The 17658-nt window shown below is 36.6% G+C and carries 19 protein-coding genes and 1 tRNA gene; 12 read left to right on the forward strand and 8 right to left on the reverse strand.

Going from position 1 to position 17658, the window contains the following annotated elements; translation table 11 throughout:
* Positions 1-260: 260 nt before the first annotated feature.
* Positions 261-2423: a HelD family protein gene (locus tag CBF35_RS11920; RefSeq protein WP_126781483.1), complete on the reverse strand. Its 2163-nt coding sequence runs from the start codon at positions 2421-2423 to the stop codon at positions 261-263.
* Positions 2424-2625: 202 nt separating this feature from the next.
* On the opposite strand from CBF35_RS11920, the gene CBF35_RS11925 reads away from it, so the two are divergent.
* From CBF35_RS11925 to CBF35_RS11940, 4 genes are all read left to right on the forward strand, one after another.
* Positions 2626-3120, forward strand: coding sequence for an LURP-one-related/scramblase family protein (locus tag CBF35_RS11925; protein WP_126781485.1), 495 nt, complete (start codon positions 2626-2628; stop codon positions 3118-3120).
* 113 nt (positions 3121-3233) lie between these two features.
* Positions 3234-3575: a DUF1622 domain-containing protein gene (locus CBF35_RS11930; protein WP_126781487.1), complete on the forward strand. Its 342-nt coding sequence runs from the start codon at positions 3234-3236 to the stop codon at positions 3573-3575.
* A gap of 21 nt (positions 3576-3596) precedes the next feature.
* Positions 3597-4364 carry a class I SAM-dependent methyltransferase gene (locus CBF35_RS11935; RefSeq protein WP_126781489.1) on the forward strand — a complete coding sequence of 256 codons (768 nt, stop codon included), beginning with the start codon at positions 3597-3599 and terminating at the stop codon, positions 4362-4364.
* A 117-nt stretch (positions 4365-4481) separates the two neighbouring features.
* On the forward strand, positions 4482-4781 hold the full coding sequence (locus tag CBF35_RS11940; RefSeq protein ID WP_126781491.1) for a hypothetical protein: 300 nt from the start codon (positions 4482-4484) through the stop codon (positions 4779-4781).
* A gap of 242 nt (positions 4782-5023) precedes the next feature.
* On the opposite strand, the gene CBF35_RS11945 is transcribed toward CBF35_RS11940, so the two are convergent.
* Together CBF35_RS11945 and CBF35_RS11950 are read right to left on the reverse strand one after the other, a co-directional pair.
* Positions 5024-5221: a YwbE family protein gene (locus tag CBF35_RS11945; RefSeq protein ID WP_126781493.1), complete on the reverse strand. Its 198-nt coding sequence runs from the start codon at positions 5219-5221 to the stop codon at positions 5024-5026.
* A gap of 87 nt (positions 5222-5308) precedes the next feature.
* Positions 5309-5521, reverse strand: a complete 213-nt coding sequence (locus CBF35_RS11950; RefSeq protein WP_126781496.1) for a CsbD family protein — start codon at positions 5519-5521, stop codon at positions 5309-5311.
* A 310-nt stretch (positions 5522-5831) separates the two neighbouring features.
* On the opposite strand from CBF35_RS11950, the gene CBF35_RS11955 reads away from it, so the two are divergent.
* Entirely contained in the window at positions 5832-7016 is a 1185-nt protein-coding gene (locus CBF35_RS11955) for an acyltransferase family protein (protein ID WP_280530464.1), read from the forward strand.
* Between the two features lie 134 nt (positions 7017-7150).
* Here the strand turns inward: CBF35_RS11955 and CBF35_RS11960 are convergent.
* Positions 7151-7223, reverse strand: a tRNA-Lys gene (locus CBF35_RS11960).
* 519 nt (positions 7224-7742) lie between these two features.
* Here CBF35_RS11960 and nrdH point away from each other — a divergent pair.
* From nrdH to CBF35_RS11985, 5 genes are all read left to right on the forward strand, one after another.
* Positions 7743-7973 (forward strand): glutaredoxin-like protein NrdH, encoded by a 231-nt coding sequence (gene nrdH / locus CBF35_RS11965; protein WP_126781500.1) that lies wholly within the window; start codon positions 7743-7745, stop codon positions 7971-7973.
* Between the two features lies 1 nt (position 7974).
* Positions 7975-8355 carry a class Ib ribonucleoside-diphosphate reductase assembly flavoprotein NrdI gene (nrdI, locus tag CBF35_RS11970; protein WP_126781502.1) on the forward strand — a complete coding sequence of 127 codons (381 nt, stop codon included), beginning with the start codon at positions 7975-7977 and terminating at the stop codon, positions 8353-8355.
* Positions 8333-10492, forward strand: a complete 2160-nt coding sequence (gene nrdE, locus CBF35_RS11975) for a class 1b ribonucleoside-diphosphate reductase subunit alpha (RefSeq protein ID WP_126781504.1) — start codon at positions 8333-8335, stop codon at positions 10490-10492. The genes nrdI and nrdE overlap by 23 nt, the downstream gene beginning before the upstream one ends.
* A gap of 15 nt (positions 10493-10507) precedes the next feature.
* Positions 10508-11473 (forward strand): class 1b ribonucleoside-diphosphate reductase subunit beta, encoded by a 966-nt coding sequence (nrdF, locus tag CBF35_RS11980; protein WP_126781506.1) that lies wholly within the window; start codon positions 10508-10510, stop codon positions 11471-11473.
* Between the two features lie 116 nt (positions 11474-11589).
* Complete coding sequence (locus CBF35_RS11985; protein WP_126781508.1) at positions 11590-12306, forward strand: LCP family glycopolymer transferase; 717 nt, start codon at positions 11590-11592, stop codon at positions 12304-12306.
* Positions 12307-12320: 14 nt separating this feature from the next.
* Here the strand turns inward: CBF35_RS11985 and CBF35_RS11990 are convergent, their stop codons facing one another.
* The gene (locus CBF35_RS11990) at positions 12321-12983 is read right to left on the reverse strand and encodes a hypothetical protein (protein ID WP_126781510.1); all 663 of its coding nucleotides are present in this window, start codon (positions 12981-12983) and stop codon (positions 12321-12323) included.
* A 201-nt stretch (positions 12984-13184) separates the two neighbouring features.
* Positions 13185-13865 (reverse strand): YjjG family noncanonical pyrimidine nucleotidase, encoded by a 681-nt coding sequence (locus CBF35_RS11995; protein ID WP_126781512.1) that lies wholly within the window; start codon positions 13863-13865, stop codon positions 13185-13187.
* A 361-nt stretch (positions 13866-14226) separates the two neighbouring features.
* On the opposite strand from CBF35_RS11995, the gene CBF35_RS12000 reads away from it, so the two are divergent.
* Positions 14227-15300: a PTS sugar transporter subunit IIC gene (locus CBF35_RS12000; protein ID WP_126781514.1), complete on the forward strand. Its 1074-nt coding sequence runs from the start codon at positions 14227-14229 to the stop codon at positions 15298-15300.
* A 24-nt stretch (positions 15301-15324) separates the two neighbouring features.
* Positions 15325-16317, forward strand: coding sequence for a D-2-hydroxyacid dehydrogenase (locus tag CBF35_RS12005; RefSeq protein ID WP_126781516.1), 993 nt, complete (start codon positions 15325-15327; stop codon positions 16315-16317).
* Between the two features lie 69 nt (positions 16318-16386).
* Here the strand turns inward: CBF35_RS12005 and CBF35_RS12010 are convergent, their stop codons facing one another.
* Positions 16387-17082: an adaptor protein MecA gene (locus CBF35_RS12010; RefSeq protein ID WP_126781518.1), complete on the reverse strand. Its 696-nt coding sequence runs from the start codon at positions 17080-17082 to the stop codon at positions 16387-16389.
* A 138-nt stretch (positions 17083-17220) separates the two neighbouring features.
* A complete protein-coding gene (spxA, locus tag CBF35_RS12015; RefSeq protein WP_126781520.1) occupies positions 17221-17619 on the reverse strand; it encodes a transcriptional regulator SpxA in 399 nt (132 codons plus the stop codon).
* Between the last annotated feature and the right edge of the window lie 39 nt (positions 17620-17658).

The raw sequence follows: 17658 nt of genomic DNA on the forward strand, positions 1-17658 counted from the left end.
TTTAAACACCGCATTCTAATCAGTTTTAAAGTGACACAAAAAAGCAACTTCACCATTTCTGATGAAGCTGCCTAAGTAACTATTTATTCGACTAAATTTTAGCCATCCACACAATTTGACGTAGAGCCCAGTAAAAACCCTCTATCGATAAATCAATAGAGGGCTGAGTTTGTAAGCTACCATGGACATAGTAGCTTGCTATTTTATTATACAATAGCGTTCTTTAAAAAAGCAATTGATAACATTGGTTGACTGCCCCTTCACCCTAAGTATTTAGAGGGTTCTTGAATGTATGGCAAGTAAAGCTCATGCATCCCTCGAGAGCTAGCAGTATACAGCAAGTTTAAGTCGTGGTTATCGACAAAGCGCTTCTTCGACGGATTATTAACAATCACAACATCAAATTCAAGTCCTTTAGCTAAATGGACTGGCATAATGAGTAATTGCGCATTGAGTTCCATCCGCGTCGAATCGGCAATCAACGTAATATTTTCTGGACTACCTAATTCTCGATACAGAGCGATAGCTTCTCGGCTGTCTTTCGTTAATAAAACTTTGCGATAGCCTTGTTTTGAAGGCACTAATAGTTCTTTTAAGTAAGTTAAATAATTTTCAGCATCAGGTAAGCATTTAAATTCAGGCTCTTTCCCTGGACGATCAATGACTTCGACGCCACTTTCTTCCCCACCTAATAAATGTTTCATAAAGTGGCTGATTGGCCCACTTGAACGGTATGATTTTAGTAATTTAACAGAATTAACTTTGCGGTTGTTACCAGCAAACAATTCTTCCACCCGTTTGAACGTCGTTCCTTGGGCAAAAATTGATTGATAACCATCACCAACTAAAGTGAAGTTTGCGTTGCCGTAAACTTTCGCTAAGAAGTACAACTGAGCTTCGCTGTAATCTTGAACTTCATCTAAAATCACGAATTTAATTTTACGATTGTTATTACGACGTTCAATCATTAAATGGTTTAAATACGCAAATTCTGTGGCTTGGTCTAATGACATCGGCCGTCCGATTTGTAAACCAGTCGCTAAAATATAATGACTTTCAATATCAATCCAGCTAAAGTTATTAATTTTCCCCCGAAGATTAGCATAACGACGATTAACTAACTTGTTAACGACTTGTTGAATATTATCGTCTTCTGAGGTTTTATTATTTTTGCCTTCATCTGGGAAAAGTTGGTTATACTCTTCATTACTAACGTTTTCCAGTTCATCTCGCCATTTTTGTTTCTTACTCTCAGTTTTAATGTACTTCGTTAAGGAATTATTCATTTGTTCCTTTAAATAATCCAACTTACGGTACAATTCAACTTCTTTTGGTAGAGACATAATGACTTGGTGCATCCATTTAGTTGAAATGACTAACTCATCTTCCAGCGTAATTGGGGTAAAATCCATTAATTCTGGATTTAGTTGGTCGACATAAGTCTCAATTTCATACATATTATGTAAAGAATCAGTTACCCGTTGGTTTTTCAACTGGTCTTCTAAGCCTTCAACTTCGTACTGTCGGCCTCGATTACGCATTAAGTCACGATAAGTCATTTGACGAGGGTTTTTTTCACCTAAACTTGGTAAGACTTCTTCAATGTATTTACTAAACATTGGGTTTGGTGATAATAATAAGACTTGTTCTGGTAATAAATCATCTTTAAAACGATACAACAAGAAAGCAATTCGTTGTAAAATTGTCGACGTCTTCCCACTACCAGCTATGCCTTCAACGATTAAGACATCACTTTTCGTGTCACGAATAATCGCATTTTGTTCTTTTTGAATCGTACTCGTAATGTCTTGTAATTTCACTGTTGATTCTTCATTCAAGACTTCTAAAAGCATCGGGTCTTCAATCGCCGTATTCGTATCAAAGTAGTCAACTAAGGTGCGTTTACTCACTTTTAACTGGCGACGGTTTTTTAAGTCTACAGGCACTTGTCCCATCGGGGCTTCATAACTTGTTTCACCTAAACTATTTTCATAATACAAATTGGCAATCGGTGAGCGCCAATCGTAAACATACTGATTATGTTCTTCGTCACTAAAACCAGCCACGCCAATGTAGAACTGATCCATTTCAGCCTCGTCTGGGTACTGGACGTCTAATTTAGCAAAATACGGCCCTTCTAGTAATTGACCAATATTGGCTTTTTGTTTTTCCAACCATTCCTTCTTATAGTTCAACTGAGCTAACTCTTGGTTCTTCTGCTCAATTTCAATTAAGGATTCAAAGCTATCGGAGGCTGATGCATTATTAAATCGGACATCTTCTGCTAAGTTTTTTAAAAAGCTGCGAGAATCTTCATCCGCTTCTTCGGAATCATTCATTACTTTTCGTTGCATCTCTAACAACTTTTCATAAACCATTGTTAAATGCTCTTGCTCTAGTGCCCACTCATTCTTTTTAGACATAGATTTCCCTCCCAAAACTTTCTCTTCACGAATAAATAATTCTACGCTGATATTCCCGCCTTGTCAATGATTTACGAATTTTGAAACTCTTTTGTAAGCCTTCAGCTACCCTTTATATTTTTCTTTCCAGCCTTAGGCTTTTCCAAGGCTTTCTTGGCTACTTATGCTAAACTAAAAATACGTCTAGGAATGGAGGGTTTTTATGAAAAAGCTTTATTTAAAACAACAAGTCTTTAGTTTCCGTGATCGTTTTACAATTAAAGATGAAAGGGAGCAAGATCTTTATTATGTCAGTGGTTCCATCATAAGTTTGAACAAGAAATTAACGATTCATGACTCGACTAATCAGGAAGTCGCTCGAATTGAAGAAAAGCTTTTTAAATGGTTGCCACAATTTTCACTAGTGATTGCTAATCAAGAAGTCGCGATTATCAAAAAGAAGTTAACTTTTTTGAAACCAAGCTACGTCCTTGAAGGAACGGACATTACCGCTAGGGGTGATTTTCTCAGTATGAATTTTACATTAGCCCGACGGGGAAAAAGCATTGCTACAATTAAAAAGGCCTGGTTTAGTTGGGGTGATAGTTATGAAATAAGTATCCTCGATTCAGAGGCTGAATTACTAACTTTAGGTCTCGTTTTAGCGATTAATTTTATTACTAACCAAGAATCTACGACTAACACTGTAAATAATTAACTTGTTTTTACATTAAAGGTTTATCGTTCTTTATTATATTCAATTAACTTTCTATACGACTTAATAATTGCTATACTAAAAATAGATTTATTAGTTAGTTAGGAGGAATTTTAATGTTCTCAATCAACACCGTAGTTCATCTAATCGTTACAGCTTTAAACGCGATTTCTATTTTGATTTTAATATTAGGAGTCAGCAAAGCCACAGTCGACTTTATTCGCAATGAATGGCGAAAATTATCACCTCTGGAAACATCTAAACATAATAATATTATCAAAAACTACTTAGGCACGTATATCTTACTCAGCTTAGAAATTTTGATTGCCGCTGATATTATTGAATCAATTATGAATCCAACGGTTCAAGATATTTTAATTTTAGCAGCAGTCGTCATTATCCGCACAGTGATTTCTTACTTCCTAGGTAAAGAAATCGAACATACGGTCTTAGACTAATTAACAAAGGAGGTTACACATATGTTTAATCCATACGGTCCCTTGTGTACCGAAGTCTACGAATTAACCAAACCGATTGGGGCAGCTTTAAATGGGGACATTGACTATTACGAAGAACGCCTTGGGGCAACTTCTGGTCTGATTCTCGAAGTTGGTGTCGGTTCTGGTCGACTGTTAATTCCCTTATTAGAGGCTGGCTATCACCTTCACGGCATTGATCAATCCCTAGACATGCTCACTCGCTGTCGCCAGCATTGTCAAAGTCGTGGTCTTGATATTGAGTTATTTCATGATCGTATTGAAAACTGCCAATTACCCTATCGTTATGACGCTATTATTATTCCAACTTCAACTTTTTGTCTCTTTCCTACAGAAGAGGTCGCCTTGGAAGTTCTCAAAAATTGTTTCCGGCATCTAGTTCCTGGCGGTCGCTTAATTTTAGATTTAGACTTGCCTTTTTACCCTGAATTAGGGGAACTGACGACGACTGTTCATCCAGTGTCTGAGACTAGTGGCATCACCTTAGAAAGTAAAATGGTTGAAATTGACTGGCTGCATCAACATACTGTTAGTCATTTAAAATATGAAAAATGGACTAATGGTGCTTTGATCGCAACTGAGCTTCAAGAGCTACGCTTACGTTGGTACGGTTTGACAGAGTTCCAAATGCTTTTACAAGAAACGGGCTTTGAGAGGATTTCTCTTTCAGCAGATTACGAGTTTAAGGAACGACCAACTTCAAGTAACCAAACCATTACTTTTGAATGTCACAAAAAGAAAGAAGACTGAGTCTCAGGACTTAGTCTTCTTTTTTAGCTTTAGTTAACTTTTGACTTGCAGTCTTAAAAATCTCCTTTTATAATAAATTTATAACTTTTACTTGGCAACTGAATGGAGTGATCACTGATGCCTGAAATTTCTCGCGATGAGTTTCAAAAATTACAAGCTGCTGCCGAGCGTTTACCCCGTTGCTGGTATTTATTCCGTCACTCAAACTCCCCTGGTAAAGTTAATTTTCAATATTCCTTCTTCATTCGTGAATTTATTAAAACAAATCCTGTCCGAGCCTTTAAAGCCCTAGATTCTGCTCCAGAAGAGCCTGTCATTCAACTCTCTGCCAAAGATTACTCATATTTTAAACAATGCTTAGACGTTACTCATTATTTAGAATATCTCATTGAACAAGGCCGTGATTTCTCACGTTAACTATTCTTTACATAAACTTCATTTTTTGCTTACTTCTTAGTCACACTTTGTTCACAGTTAGCTAGTATATTAAAGACATACCAAAACAACCCTAACAACTTTTTCATTTTGTTACTTTCCCTAAAAAGTAACAAACATCTCCTTACGAGCCAGCGACATTAGTCACTGGCTCCTCTTTTTGTCTTTTTTACAAAAAAAGACCGGCCTTCCTTTTAGAGTGGCCGATTTTTTCGCTAATAGCTTTAATTGTCTAAGATTTCTTTCACACGTCCAACTTGTCCATCAGCTAGTTTAACTTTAATTCCATGAGGATGATTACTACTATTCGTTAGTAATCGTGCCACTGTGCCTTCGGTTAATTTACCCGTTCGTTGATCAGCTTTTAAGACGATTTTTACTTTAGCGCCAATCTTAATATCTTGGCGATTCGTTCCTGCCATTTGAGACACCTGCTTTCTTCTGAGTTTTATTATAGCCTAAAAAACGTAAAAACACACTCTCTGCTGAGAGTGTGTTTCATTTATTAATTATTTAGGCTCTGAGTCTTTATGATCTTTACCTGTTACTTTATCAAATAAGTCGTTGGCTTTGCCAGCTAGCTCGTCGACGCCTTCTTCAACTTTTTCTTTCGCTTTACCGACAGTATCTTGGAATTTGCCTTTTAGTTCTTGACTCTCATCACCAGTTGCTTTTCCAACAGTTTCATTCACTTTACCTTTTAGTTCGTCTTTATTAACCATTAACAATTCCTCCTTTGAAATAACTGTACATAAATCATCTCATAGTCGATTATTTTTGTACACTAATACGACTTATAAAATAACATCTTTCGGTTAACGCCTTCTTTGTCAGTCCCTTCTATTTATGACCTCAGTTGGCATGATTCACTTGCAAACATAGATAGCTAAACTTATCTTTTTTGTAAAAGGCTCCTATGTTATAACGTGTAAGGTTTTATTTATAATCATTTTCAAAATTAAACAATCAAAGGAGAATTTCCCCTATGTCTCACCCAAACAACGGCCGAAAGTCTAATTTCGAGCTTTAAGAATTTTTTCCATGCTCGGTATCATCATGTACCACATCGTCAGATACCATATCGACTATAACCGTTTTGCTTTAGTTAGTCCTGACACTGGTTCTAATTTTTATCATTTAGAGGTCATCCAACTTTTTTATACTTTTGGTCAACTCGGAAATACGCTTTTCATTTTAATTACTGGATATTTCTTAATCACAAAAAAAGAAATCAATGTTATTAAAGCTGGGAGCAATTTATTACTTAGGGCGTACCTCGTGGCGATTGTCCTCTTAGTCGCTTCATACTTATTCGTCAAATTCCAACTGCCTATTTCAACGACTTCGAACATGCACATGCTTCTTAAAGGCTGGTGGTTTATTGGCTATTACGTTTTTATTATTATTTTTGCTAATTATTTCTTAAATAATTTTCTAAGTCGCTTAGATAAAAAGAAATACTTAACTTTTATTATGGTATTATTACTTTTAGTCAGCTTCACAGAACTTTTTAATATCTTTAGCAATTTAAGAATTCAAAATCTAATGATCGGTATTTTAGTCTATGCTATTGGTGGTTTTATTCGCCTATACAACCCTTTAAAAGATATTAAATGGCTTACCTTATGTTTATTCTTAGCCTTGTTTGTATTAATCCAAGTCTTTCAATATAAAGTCAACTTAAACACCAATCTGCAACTTTTTTATTTAGATCAACCAGCTTCTGGCATGGCAAGCTCACCTTTCAATGATGTGTTATGGTCGCCAAGCCTGATTTTCCTAACTGCTAGTTTAGTCATTTTTGAGTTATTTCAACGGCTTAATATCGGCAGTCAACCACTCATTAATAAACTATCGGCAACAACTTTTACGGTCTACTTAGTCCATGAATCAGCGTTCTTTCGACAAGCCTATTTTAAAAGTCTGCCTTTACCAAACCGTATCGGCCTTTTAAAAGAAGTCTCAACGAAAGTCACAAAACAAGACATTAGTGTTTTGGATACCCCTGATTCTTGGCTTAGTTTAAGAGATTTTTTAAATATTAGTCAAGTCTTCCAGGATCGTGGAACACTGATTGGGATTGCTTATATGAGCTTTTTAGCACTGATTATTTTTATCCTTGGGATCCTCATGGAACTGCTACTGCAACTTATCTATAAACTATTTAACCTTTTGTTTTCAAAAGAAATCAAAAAAATCACTCAACGTCTAGCTTAAGCTAAAGCCAGTGAGTCCTGGGATACGAACTTCCAACGACTCACTGGCTTTTTTATAAAAAAAAGAAGCCGCGACAAATCTTTTCAAAATGCTTTCGCACCAAGATTTGTCCGACTTCATGGGTTTGGCACCCATGGGCTGTGGGGGGATCGAACCCTCGACCCAATGATTAAGAGTCATTTGCTCTACCAACTGAGCTAACAGCCCGATACTTCTTACAAGACATATTTTAGCACTGGCTTTATTTAATAGCAAGAACTTTTCCCTTGATTATTTGAAAGTCTCCACTGAAAAATTCTAGTTCCTTCTATATAATGGTTTTTTTATCTACAAGATTATTAGTTAATCATTCTATAGATGGCGCTATTTTACTTTTAGCTAATCATCTATTACATATTTTCAACCACTAGATATAGATTTAGCTTCGCTCTTGCTTTTGATACTTATTGTGATCATTTTATGCGAATATGGCTCAGCAATTTTGAAACACTATATCTAGGGGGAACAAGTGGAACAAAAACTTTTTATGACTGTTTTTTTATTATTAATTTTATGAAAAACAGTATGAAAGCTCACTATATCGGAATTGTGAAATGTCGAACCTACCAACCGTAGTGGCACCCTATGTTCCAAAGCACAATATATAGTGTTTTTGTGTTGACTTTTTTTAGGGAAGGTTTATACTAAGTATTAGTTAAGACACAAATACATCTGGAGGAATACATTATGACTAACATTACTTTATACACTAAAAACAACTGCCCTCAGTGCAAAATGACGAAACGCTTTTTGGCTGATAAAAATATCGCTTATAGCGAAGTAAACATTGATTCAGAACCACAATATATAGATTGGTTAAAAAACCAAGGTCACAGAAGTGTGCCTGTTGTAACTGCTAGCGAAGACGTTACAATTGTTGGTTTCCGACCAGATCAATTAAGAGCTTTGGCAGTTTAAAATGCAGCTTGTCTATTTTACAATGACTGGACAGACGAGACGTTTTATCAAAAAACTAGATCTACCAGCTTACGAGATTGATGCAAGCAATCCTTTTGTCGAATTACACGAGCCGTACATATTAATCGTTCCTACTTACGATAGAGACATTACCGAAGTAGTGAACGATTTTGTTGACTATAAAAGTAATCGTGATAATCTTAAAGGTGTCGCTGGCAGTGGCAATCGTAACTTCGCAGATTTATTTGTCTTTACCGCAAAAGATTTTGCTAAAGATTACAACGTCCCTTTATTGTTCGTTTTTGAGTTCAACGGCACCGATGATGATGTCAATAAATTTAAGAAAGTAGTGAGTGAAATTGAGTTTAAAACAAATGAATGATGTAACTTATTTTGAACTGAATAATGAAATTAACCGTCCAGTTGATGGTCAAATTCCATTGAACAAAGACCAAGAAGCCTTAGAAGCTTTCTTTAAAGAGAATGTTGATCCTAATACGATGGCTTTCTCATCAACTAAAGAAAAAATCGATTACTTGATTGGTGAAGATTTTATTGAAGCAGAGTTTATCCAAAAATATTCAATCGAATTTATCGATTCTTTATATACATTTTTAAATGAGCAAAACTTCCAGTTTAAATCATTTATGGCTGCCTATAAATTTTATTCCCAATATGCCTTAAAAAGCAATGATGGAACCCTTTATTTAGAACGTTACGAAGATCGGGTAGCTTTTAACGCCTTATACTTTGCTGATGGCAATGAAGAGTTAGCCCTAAGTATTGCTGACGAAATGATTCACCAACGTTACCAACCAGCCACACCTTCATTTTTAAATGCTGGTCGTAAACGTCGTGGGGAACTTGTTTCTTGTTTCTTACTACAAGTAACTGATGATATGAACAGTATTGGCCGTTCAATCAATAGTGCCTTACAATTATCACGAATTGGTGGTGGGGTCGGAATTTCTTTGAACAACTTACGTGAAGCTGGTGCCCCAATTAAAGGTTACGAAGGTGCCGCTAGTGGTGTTGTCCCTGTTATGAAATTGTTCGAAGATAGTTTTAGCTACAGTAACCAATTAGGTCAACGTCAAGGGGCTGGTGTGGTTTACTTAAACGTCTTCCATCCAGACATTGAAATGTTCCTCTCAACGAAAAAAGAAAATGCTGATGAAAAAATCCGCGTTAAAACTTTATCTCTTGGCTTAACAGTCCCTGATAAGTTTTATGAATTAGCTCGTAAAAACGAAGTAATGTACTTATTTAGTCCTTACAGTGTTGAAAAAGAGTACGGTGTTCCATTCTCTTACGTTGATATTACTGCTGAGTACGATAACTTAGTTGCTAATCCGAAGATCCGCAAAACAACGATTAAAGCCCGTGATCTTGAAAATGAAATTAGTAAATTACAACAAGAATCAGGTTACCCTTATATTATCAACATTGATGAAGCCAACCGCCAAAACCCAATTGATGGTAAAGTCATTATGAGTAACTTATGTTCTGAAATTTTACAAGTTCAACAACCTTCTGCCATTAACGATAAGCAAGAATACGAAGTCTTAGGAACAGATATTAGTTGTAACTTAGGTTCAACCAATATTCCAAACTTAATGAATAGTACTGATTTTGGGAAATCTGTCCGAACGATGACTCGTGCCTTAACTTTCGTTACCGAAGCTTCAAATATTGAAGTTGTCCCTTCAATTAAAAATGGGAATGATTTAAACCACACAATTGGTTTAGGCGCCATGGGTCTTCATTCTTATTTCGCTAAAAATCAAATGGAGTACGGTTCACCAGAGTCGATTGACTTTACGAATATTTACTTCATGTTACTAAACTACTGGACCTTAGTTGAAAGTAATAACATCGCTAAAGAACGTGGTGAAAGTTTTGCTAACTTTGAAAATTCAGATTACGCTAAAGGCACTTATTTCGATAAATACATCGACAATGACTATGCTCCGCAATTTGACAAAGTCAAAGAATTATTCGCTGATATTTTCGTACCTTCTACTCGTGATTGGGAAGCTCTGAGAGATGTTGTTAAAGTCAGTGGGTTATTCCACCAAAACCGTCTTGCAGTTGCTCCAAATGGCTCTATTTCGTATATTAACGACACTAGTGCTAGTATCCACCCAATTACTCGTTTGATTGAAGAACGTCAAGAGAAAAAAATTGGTAAAATTTATTACCCCGCACCATACTTAAGCAATGAAACATTGCCTTATTACACATCCGCTTACGATATGGACATGCGTAAAGTCATTGATGTCTATGCCACAGCGCAACAACATATCGACCAAGGAATGAGTATGACACTGTTTATGCGTTCTGAAATTCCTGAAGGCTTGTACGAATGGAAAGATACACCAAAACAAACTACGCGTGACCTTAATATTTTACGTCACTATGCTTTCCACAAAGGGATCAAATCAATTTACTACATTCGCACCTTTACTGATGACGAAGAAGAAATTGGCAGTAACTCGTGTGAAAGTTGTGTCATTTAAGGGAGGAAATCAACTGTGAGTAAAACTTATTATAAAGCAATTAACTGGAACGCCATTGAAGATATGATTGATAAATCGACGTGGGAAAAATTAACTGAACAATTTTGGTTAGATACCCGTATTCCTTTATCAAATGATTTAGATGACTGGCGTTCATTGTCAGACTTAGAAAAACAAACGATTGGTTATGTCTTTGGTGGTTTAACCCTCTTAGATACGATTCAATCGGAAAATGGTGTCCAAGCCATTCGTCCCGACGTTCGAACACCCCATGAGGAAGCTGTGCTTAACAACATCCAATTTATGGAATCTGTTCACGCTAAAAGTTATTCATCGATTTTTAGTACCTTGAATACTAAATCAGAAATTGATGAAATTTTCGAGTGGACAAACACGAATGAATTTTTACAAAAGAAAGCTAAAATTATTAATGAGATTTATTTAACTGGGACACCTTTACAGAAAAAAGTTGTCAGTGTTTACGGTGAAACCTTCTTATTCTATTCAGGTTTCTATGCCCCATTACGTTACTTAGGTAATAATAAATTAGCTAACGTGGCGGAGATTATTAAATTAATCATCCGTGATGAATCTGTTCACGGAACTTACATTGGTTATAAATTCCAATTAGGTTTCAACGAACTTCCTGAAGCTGAACAGGCGGAACTAGAAGAATGGATGTATAACTTGTTATACGAACTTTATGAAAATGAAGAGCATTACACTGATTTATTATATGGCGAATTAGGTTGGGCTGAGGAAGTTAAAACTTTCTTACGTTACAATGCTAATAAAGCCTTGATGAACTTAGGTATGAACCCATTATTCCCAGATACTGCCAATGATGTGAACCCGATTGTCATGAACGGGATTTCGACAGGAACTAGTAACCATGACTTCTTCTCACAAGTTGGGAATGGCTACTTACTAGGTAGTGTTGAAGCAATGAAAGACGACGATTACTTAATCGGTATGGATTAGTAAAATCAAAAAAAGCTGTGACTCCAAAAAAGTCACAGCTTTTTATTTTCTAGGATTATCTGGTAAAATAGTCTTAACTTACAATAAATTTTAAGATAAAGGAGTCACTTTAACTAATGGCAATTAATAAACAGGCTTGTTTGATCTTAATCACGGATCAAGAACATAACCCCCAACACTTAAATTCTTTATTCTATTTCACTTGGGATACTAAAAAGAGTGACACTGCTGAGTTAGTCGCTTTTTTACCTAACTTAGAGCCCCTCGAAGCCGCCTTTCAAAAAGAGTTGCTAACTAGTTACTCAAAAGAACATATTGGGGCCTTTTTAGCGGCTTTCACTCAATTCTATCACGTTCCCACACCTGAGTATGTGATTGCTGATTTAAGTTACTTGGCCACATTAACTGCCACCCACTTAAACAATCAAGTAAGAATTACTTTGAAAAAGCCGGCGCTTTTAACTAATGGCACCGAACTGGCAAAAGGCCCTCACCAGTTATCTGGCACTGACTTAGTTGAATTATTCCGCTACAATCACCAACTAGCTGATTACGACTGTTGCCAGCGTCAACAAGCCCTTATCTTCACCCTTGCTAAGGATGTCATCAAAAAAGCTGGTATTCTTGGACTGCCTAAATTAATGACTGCTACCAAATCAGAAATTATTACGAGTACTTCAATTAAAACCGGGATTTCTTTAGCTAAAAGTTATTTACTAAAGCAAATCAAACAAACAAAGACGAAGGTTTTCCCTAAAAAAGCTGACTACCAATTAATTGATCACGGCCCTACGGTAAGGTTGACCTTAGTAAAAAAAACAGACAACCTTTAACAGTTGTCTGTTTTTTACTCACTAACACTTAAGCGGTAAACCGTTAATGTCTCGCCTTTAACAAGCTCCTTTTGATAATCTTGGGGATTCGTGACCATGTCATCTGACAACGTTAGCAAGGGGGCCTCTGTGTCCGCTGAAATTTCCTCATGATTAATTAGTTTCACCCCAATTAAAGGGTAACTGCCATCTTTGCTGACCTTAACTTCTGGCATACCTAAGACGCTAAATTCACTATTTTCAAAATCCCCAGTTTTTCTCATACTTGTGCCCGCGGCTTCCTGTAACCCCATGATTAACTCTGCCCCTAATAAATCTGGCTCATCTTCAGTTGTTGGCATTGCTGTTAAGCTGTAATAAAAAACACCTTTTTTACTACTTGGGTCAGTCGTTTTTTCTGACATGATGACCGAAGATTCCTGTTTATCCTCAGTATAAATGTCTTCCACAATTTGATAGCTGTGATTATTAGTTGGTAAGCTGAATTCATAAACTAATAATTCCTCGTTACCAGCAACTGCTTGGGCTAATGCCATACTAGGGTCTTTTTCTGTCAGTTTTTCAATGGTGACACCCTCTTGCTTTGCTTCAGCTGGTTTTTCAGTTGGTTGGCAAGCACTTAGACTTAAAGTAAGACCTAGGAGACCAATGATTGCTTTTTTTTTTATTTTACTCACTCCTTAACTTTTTTAGTTTTTATCAACTTAATTTTACCATAAAACATTCGTTAAAAAGAAACACCTTAACTTATTAACAAAAACCCGTCACGATAAAGCTCTAAGGATACTCCTTTTTATTCGATACAACGCCATTTTCCAAGTGAAAAAACGTCAAATTTTTTTCACTAATAGAAGCTTTCAGCAAAAATATTCGACGTTTCAGACAAATTCTTTCAATTGGTTTAAGTTATTAATTTCAAAAGTTGGAGTAACAGAAGTCGAATTCAACAGTCCCTCCGGGTTATACCAACATGTGTTAATACCAGCATTTAATCCTCCTTGGATATCAGCTGTTAAAGAGTCCCCAACAATCAATGTCTTATTCGGATCAATTTCTGGGCTATGCTCAAAAAGATAGTCAAAAAACTGGCGATTTGGCTTTTGGTAACCCACTTCTTCCGAGATATAAATCCCTTTAAAATAGTGGGTAAGCCCTGCATTCGCTAAACGACTATGTTGAGTCACAGCGACGCCATTTGTTACGACATATAAGTCATGACTCTGGGCTAACTCTTTGACGGCTGCCTTCGCCCCCTCCATAAAGATCGTTTCTGCGGCTAAGTATTTTCGAAAAATCTGATCCATTGCTGCGCCATCTTTAACTAAGCCGTACTCTTTAAAGATATAAGTAAATCGTTCGGCAAGCACAAACTCACGACTGACCAACCCTTTCTCTAAATCACTCCATAGTTGATGGTTTTTTGCTTCATAGAGATTCCGCATCTCTGGTGTTAGTTCTAATCCTTGGTCTCGAAATAATTTATCCACGGCCTGGCGTTGGCCTGCTTTAAAGTTTAATAATGTATCATCGACATCTAGTAAGATAGATTCATATGCCATTCCAGTGCCTCCTCTTTTTACAGATCACTCATATTAACTGCTACACTCAATTATAACTAACTACTTAGCTTTTAACAAAAAAATCGCTTAATTCTTTCAGCCACTTCTAAAGAAAGTTCCTTTTTTCACAACTTCCTCTTAAATACCAAAAAAAACACCTTAAAAATCAAGTTCTGCGTTCATTTGGAAAAAATTGACAAATCTTTAAAGACTAATGATAGCCCTCGTTCAAAAAAGGTCACTAAGGTTTTATTAGATAATTGTAGTTTACTTCACAAAGTTTCGGTGCTATTCTTACGTCATAAAGAGATTGTGAAATAAAGCACAACTCTTCAAAAATAAACAAAAGGAGCTAATTATTATGTCAACTTTTTTTTCGCAATCATTCCCCAAAGAGTTAAGTCCTAAGATTTTCCTGAATAAAGTTCTTTCAGGGACCGCTATCGGAATCGTCGTTGGGTTAATCCCAAATGCCATTCTCGGAGAACTATTTAAATTTTTAATGACTAAGAGTGATATTTTTTTAACCCCCTTAGTCATCGTCCAAGCCATTCAGTTTACTGTTCCAGTCATTGTTGGTGTCTTAATCGCTTTACAATTCGGGTTAACTGCCATGGAGGCCGTAATTACTGGCGGAGCCGCCTTTGCAGCATCTGGCGCTTACCGGGTAGTCGATGGCAAATTCATGCTTGTCGGAATTGGCGATTTAATTAATACGATGTTAACAGCGGCAATCTGTATTCTGATCATCTACTTAGTACACGATAAGTTAGGTTCGATGACAATTCTCTTACTACCAATTATCGCCGCTGGTGGCGCAGGCTTAATCGGTGTGATTACTTTGCCTTTTGTCAGCTCACTGACAGCAGCGATTGGAACTGCTGTTAATAGTTTTACCACTTTACAACCAGTCATTATGTCAATTTTAATTGCTATTTCATTCGGTATTATTATCATTTCACCGGTTTCAACTGTGGCCATCGCAACTGCCATCGGCTTAGACGGTTTAGCATCCGGCGCTGCTAACTTAGGAATTTGTGCTTGTGCAATGTTACTCGTCATTAGCTCTCGGAAAGTGAATAGCTCCGGTGTGACTTGGGCTGTTGGTTTAGGAGCCATGAAAATGATGATGCCTAACTTCATTAAACACCCAATCATAGCAGTCCCAATTGTCATTGCTTCGACTATTACTGGAGCAGCCGGTGCTTTATTCAATATCCAAGGAACAGCCGCTTCAGCTGGTTTTGGTTTTTCAGGTCTCGTTGGCCCGATTAACGCGTTGAAATTTATGGTTGGCTCGACGACACTGAATTTACTAATAACCCTTTTGACATTCTTTATTATTCCACTAATCTCAGCTCTAATTGCCGATTTCTTATGTACAAAAGTCTTTAAATTATATCAACCAGATGTTTTTGCTTTCAATAAAAACTAATAAAACTTAAAGGAGAAATAAATAATGAAATTACTAATGATGGGTGCTCGTGACGATGAAAGAATTTTTGCAGAAAAATGGGCCCAAGAAAATAATGTAGAACTTGAGATTACTAGTGACTTTTTAAATGCCGAAACTTTACATTTAGTTGCTGGTAAAGATGGTCTAGCCTTACAACAAACGATGGCTTTACCAATTGAAATGTATCAACAATTAGCAGATTTAGGAATTAAGCAGATTGCTACCCGTTCTGCTGGCTACGACATGTATGATTTAGAAGCTGCCACAGCTGCTGGACTAATTATTACTAACGTTCCCGAGTATTCACCGAATGCCATTGCTGAATTTGCAGTAACTTCCGCTTTAGCAAGTGTGCGACAGTTGAATAAAATTCAAAATAATATGGCGAAACAAGATTACCGGTGGGCTAAAGACATGATTAGTCCAGAGCTTCGTTCCATGACGATTGGTATTATTGGGACTGGTCGGATTGGCCGCATTACAGCTCAAATCTTAAAAGGCTTCGGCGCTAACATTATCGCTTATGACCTTTATCAAAACGAAGAAGCGAAAACATTTTTAACATACAAAGCTTCCGTTGAAGATGTCGTTAAAGAAGCTGACTTGATTTCAATCCATATGCCTGCGACTAAAGACAACCATCACTTATTCAATGATCAACTATTTAGTTTAATGAAAGATGGCTCTTACTTAGTCAACACTGCTCGCGGCGTCATTGTTGATACTGCTGCTTTAATCAGAGCTTTAGATAGTGGCAAGTTAGCTGGGGCAGCTTTAGACACTTATGAAAATGAAATGCCTTATGTCACAAAAGATTTTGTCGGCAAAGAAGTAACTGATCCTATTTTTAAAGAACTCGTTGCCCGGGAAGATGTCATTTTTACACCACACATTGCTTTCTATACACATACAGCTGTCGAAAACTTAGTAGCTGGTGGCTTAAATGCTGTCTATGACGTGATTACTACGAATGATAGCCCTAACCGTGTGAATTAACATTTTTATACTTTAAGTACTTTATTGAATATAAAAAAAACTGATGACAGTTGTCATCAGTTTTTTTAGTTATTTTTTAAAATAATGTTGGGTTTGCTTCAAAGCACTTTGTTCCATAATTAGTTGCCCGTATTCCGCTAAGACTTCCGGGGCGACAGTCGTTAAATGACCAAATTCAAGAATCAAAGCCATGTCATCGTTGACTTGCGTCTCTGTTGTATCTTCTAAATAGAAGACAACGTGTAAAAAGTATCCTGATAGATCGTCTTTCATTTGGTATAAGTGACTGACGACATTATTCATTTTAGCAATTCGAGCTAATTGAATCACATCTTCAAAACTATCAAACTTGACGACTGATTCTAGTAATGGTGATTCTAGATTATTAATGTAATTGTTAACTTCTTCTTGTGTGTTTGTTTCTGCTAAAGGTGTCCCTTCAGTCATTTGATTTTTTACGAATTCCCCAAAGGTTTCTTGGTTCATCATCTCGGATAATTCAGGAATTTCCCCATCCTCACCCATCATCATATTTTTACTAATAAACAGCTCTAGGCCGTTGCGATTCGGTAGCACTTGAAATGTGACAGCGTCTGTTTCTTGGAATTGCTCATCAATATCCACTTCTTCTAAAATACTGTAAAAGAAGTTTTCGATCTGCTTGTGGTTTCCAAGTAAATCTAAAAACGTAATTCCCCGTTCTTCTAAATCTTCATTTTCAATTAGGACTCGAATCGTGTTTTCATTAATGCGCTCCATTTCCATATTGGCTACACCTCTCTTCTTTTGACATACTATTATTTAGTAAGATATCTCTATAAAACCCATTGTAGCTTAAAACGCTGAAAAGTAAAGAAAAAAATCTCAAAAATACCCCGCCGTTTTGACGAGGTATCAGCTATTTTATAAACCTGCCATCAATTGGGCGTGACGTAATTCAAGGGCCCTAACTTCTCTCGGTAAGAAACGACGAATTTCATCTTCGTTAAATCCTACTTGAAGTCTTTTTTCATCAATCATAATCGGGCGGCGTAGCAAACCTGGGTTTTCTTGCACAAGTTTTAATAACTCTGGCAATGGCAATTCATCAAGATCCATATCCAACTTTTGAAATACTTTAGAACGAGTTGAAATAATTTCTTCTGTTCCGTCCTCGGTCATGCGTAGGATTGCCTTTAATTCAGTAATATCCAAAGGTTCAGAGAAGATATTACGTTCTTTAAAAGGAATTTCTTGTTCCATTAACCACGCTCTTGCTTTACGACAAGACGTACAACTTGGGGAAGTATATAGTGTTAGCATATGTTTCACTCCTTTTTTCATGCACTCTACTGCTACATC

This window comes from Vagococcus salmoninarum, from assembly GCF_003987495.1.
GTDB lineage: Bacteria > Bacillota > Bacilli > Lactobacillales > Vagococcaceae > Vagococcus_D > Vagococcus_D salmoninarum.

Coding starts and splice junctions, on each gene's coding strand:
- CBF35_RS11950 (WP_126781496.1), bottom strand. CDS start 5,521: ATGGTTAATAAAGACGAACTAAAAGGTAAAGTGAATGAAACTGTTGGA.
- nrdI (WP_126781502.1), top strand. CDS start 7,975: ATGCAGCTTGTCTATTTTACAATGACTGGACAGACGAGACGTTTTATC.
- nrdH (WP_126781500.1), top strand. CDS start 7,743: ATGACTAACATTACTTTATACACTAAAAACAACTGCCCTCAGTGCAAA.
- CBF35_RS11985 (WP_126781508.1), top strand. CDS start 11,590: ATGGCAATTAATAAACAGGCTTGTTTGATCTTAATCACGGATCAAGAA.
- CBF35_RS12005 (WP_126781516.1), top strand. CDS start 15,325: ATGAAATTACTAATGATGGGTGCTCGTGACGATGAAAGAATTTTTGCA.
- CBF35_RS11945 (WP_126781493.1), bottom strand. CDS start 5,221: ATGGCAGGAACGAATCGCCAAGATATTAAGATTGGCGCTAAAGTAAAA.
- CBF35_RS12010 (WP_126781518.1), bottom strand. CDS start 17,082: ATGGAAATGGAGCGCATTAATGAAAACACGATTCGAGTCCTAATTGAA.
- spxA (WP_126781520.1), bottom strand. CDS start 17,619: ATGCTAACACTATATACTTCCCCAAGTTGTACGTCTTGTCGTAAAGCA.
- CBF35_RS11935 (WP_126781489.1), top strand. CDS start 3,597: ATGTTTAATCCATACGGTCCCTTGTGTACCGAAGTCTACGAATTAACC.
- CBF35_RS11925 (WP_126781485.1), top strand. CDS start 2,626: ATGAAAAAGCTTTATTTAAAACAACAAGTCTTTAGTTTCCGTGATCGT.
- CBF35_RS11940 (WP_126781491.1), top strand. CDS start 4,482: ATGCCTGAAATTTCTCGCGATGAGTTTCAAAAATTACAAGCTGCTGCC.
- CBF35_RS12000 (WP_126781514.1), top strand. CDS start 14,227: ATGTCAACTTTTTTTTCGCAATCATTCCCCAAAGAGTTAAGTCCTAAG.
- CBF35_RS11930 (WP_126781487.1), top strand. CDS start 3,234: ATGTTCTCAATCAACACCGTAGTTCATCTAATCGTTACAGCTTTAAAC.
- CBF35_RS11995 (WP_126781512.1), bottom strand. CDS start 13,865: ATGGCATATGAATCTATCTTACTAGATGTCGATGATACATTATTAAAC.
- CBF35_RS11920 (WP_126781483.1), bottom strand. CDS start 2,423: ATGTCTAAAAAGAATGAGTGGGCACTAGAGCAAGAGCATTTAACAATG.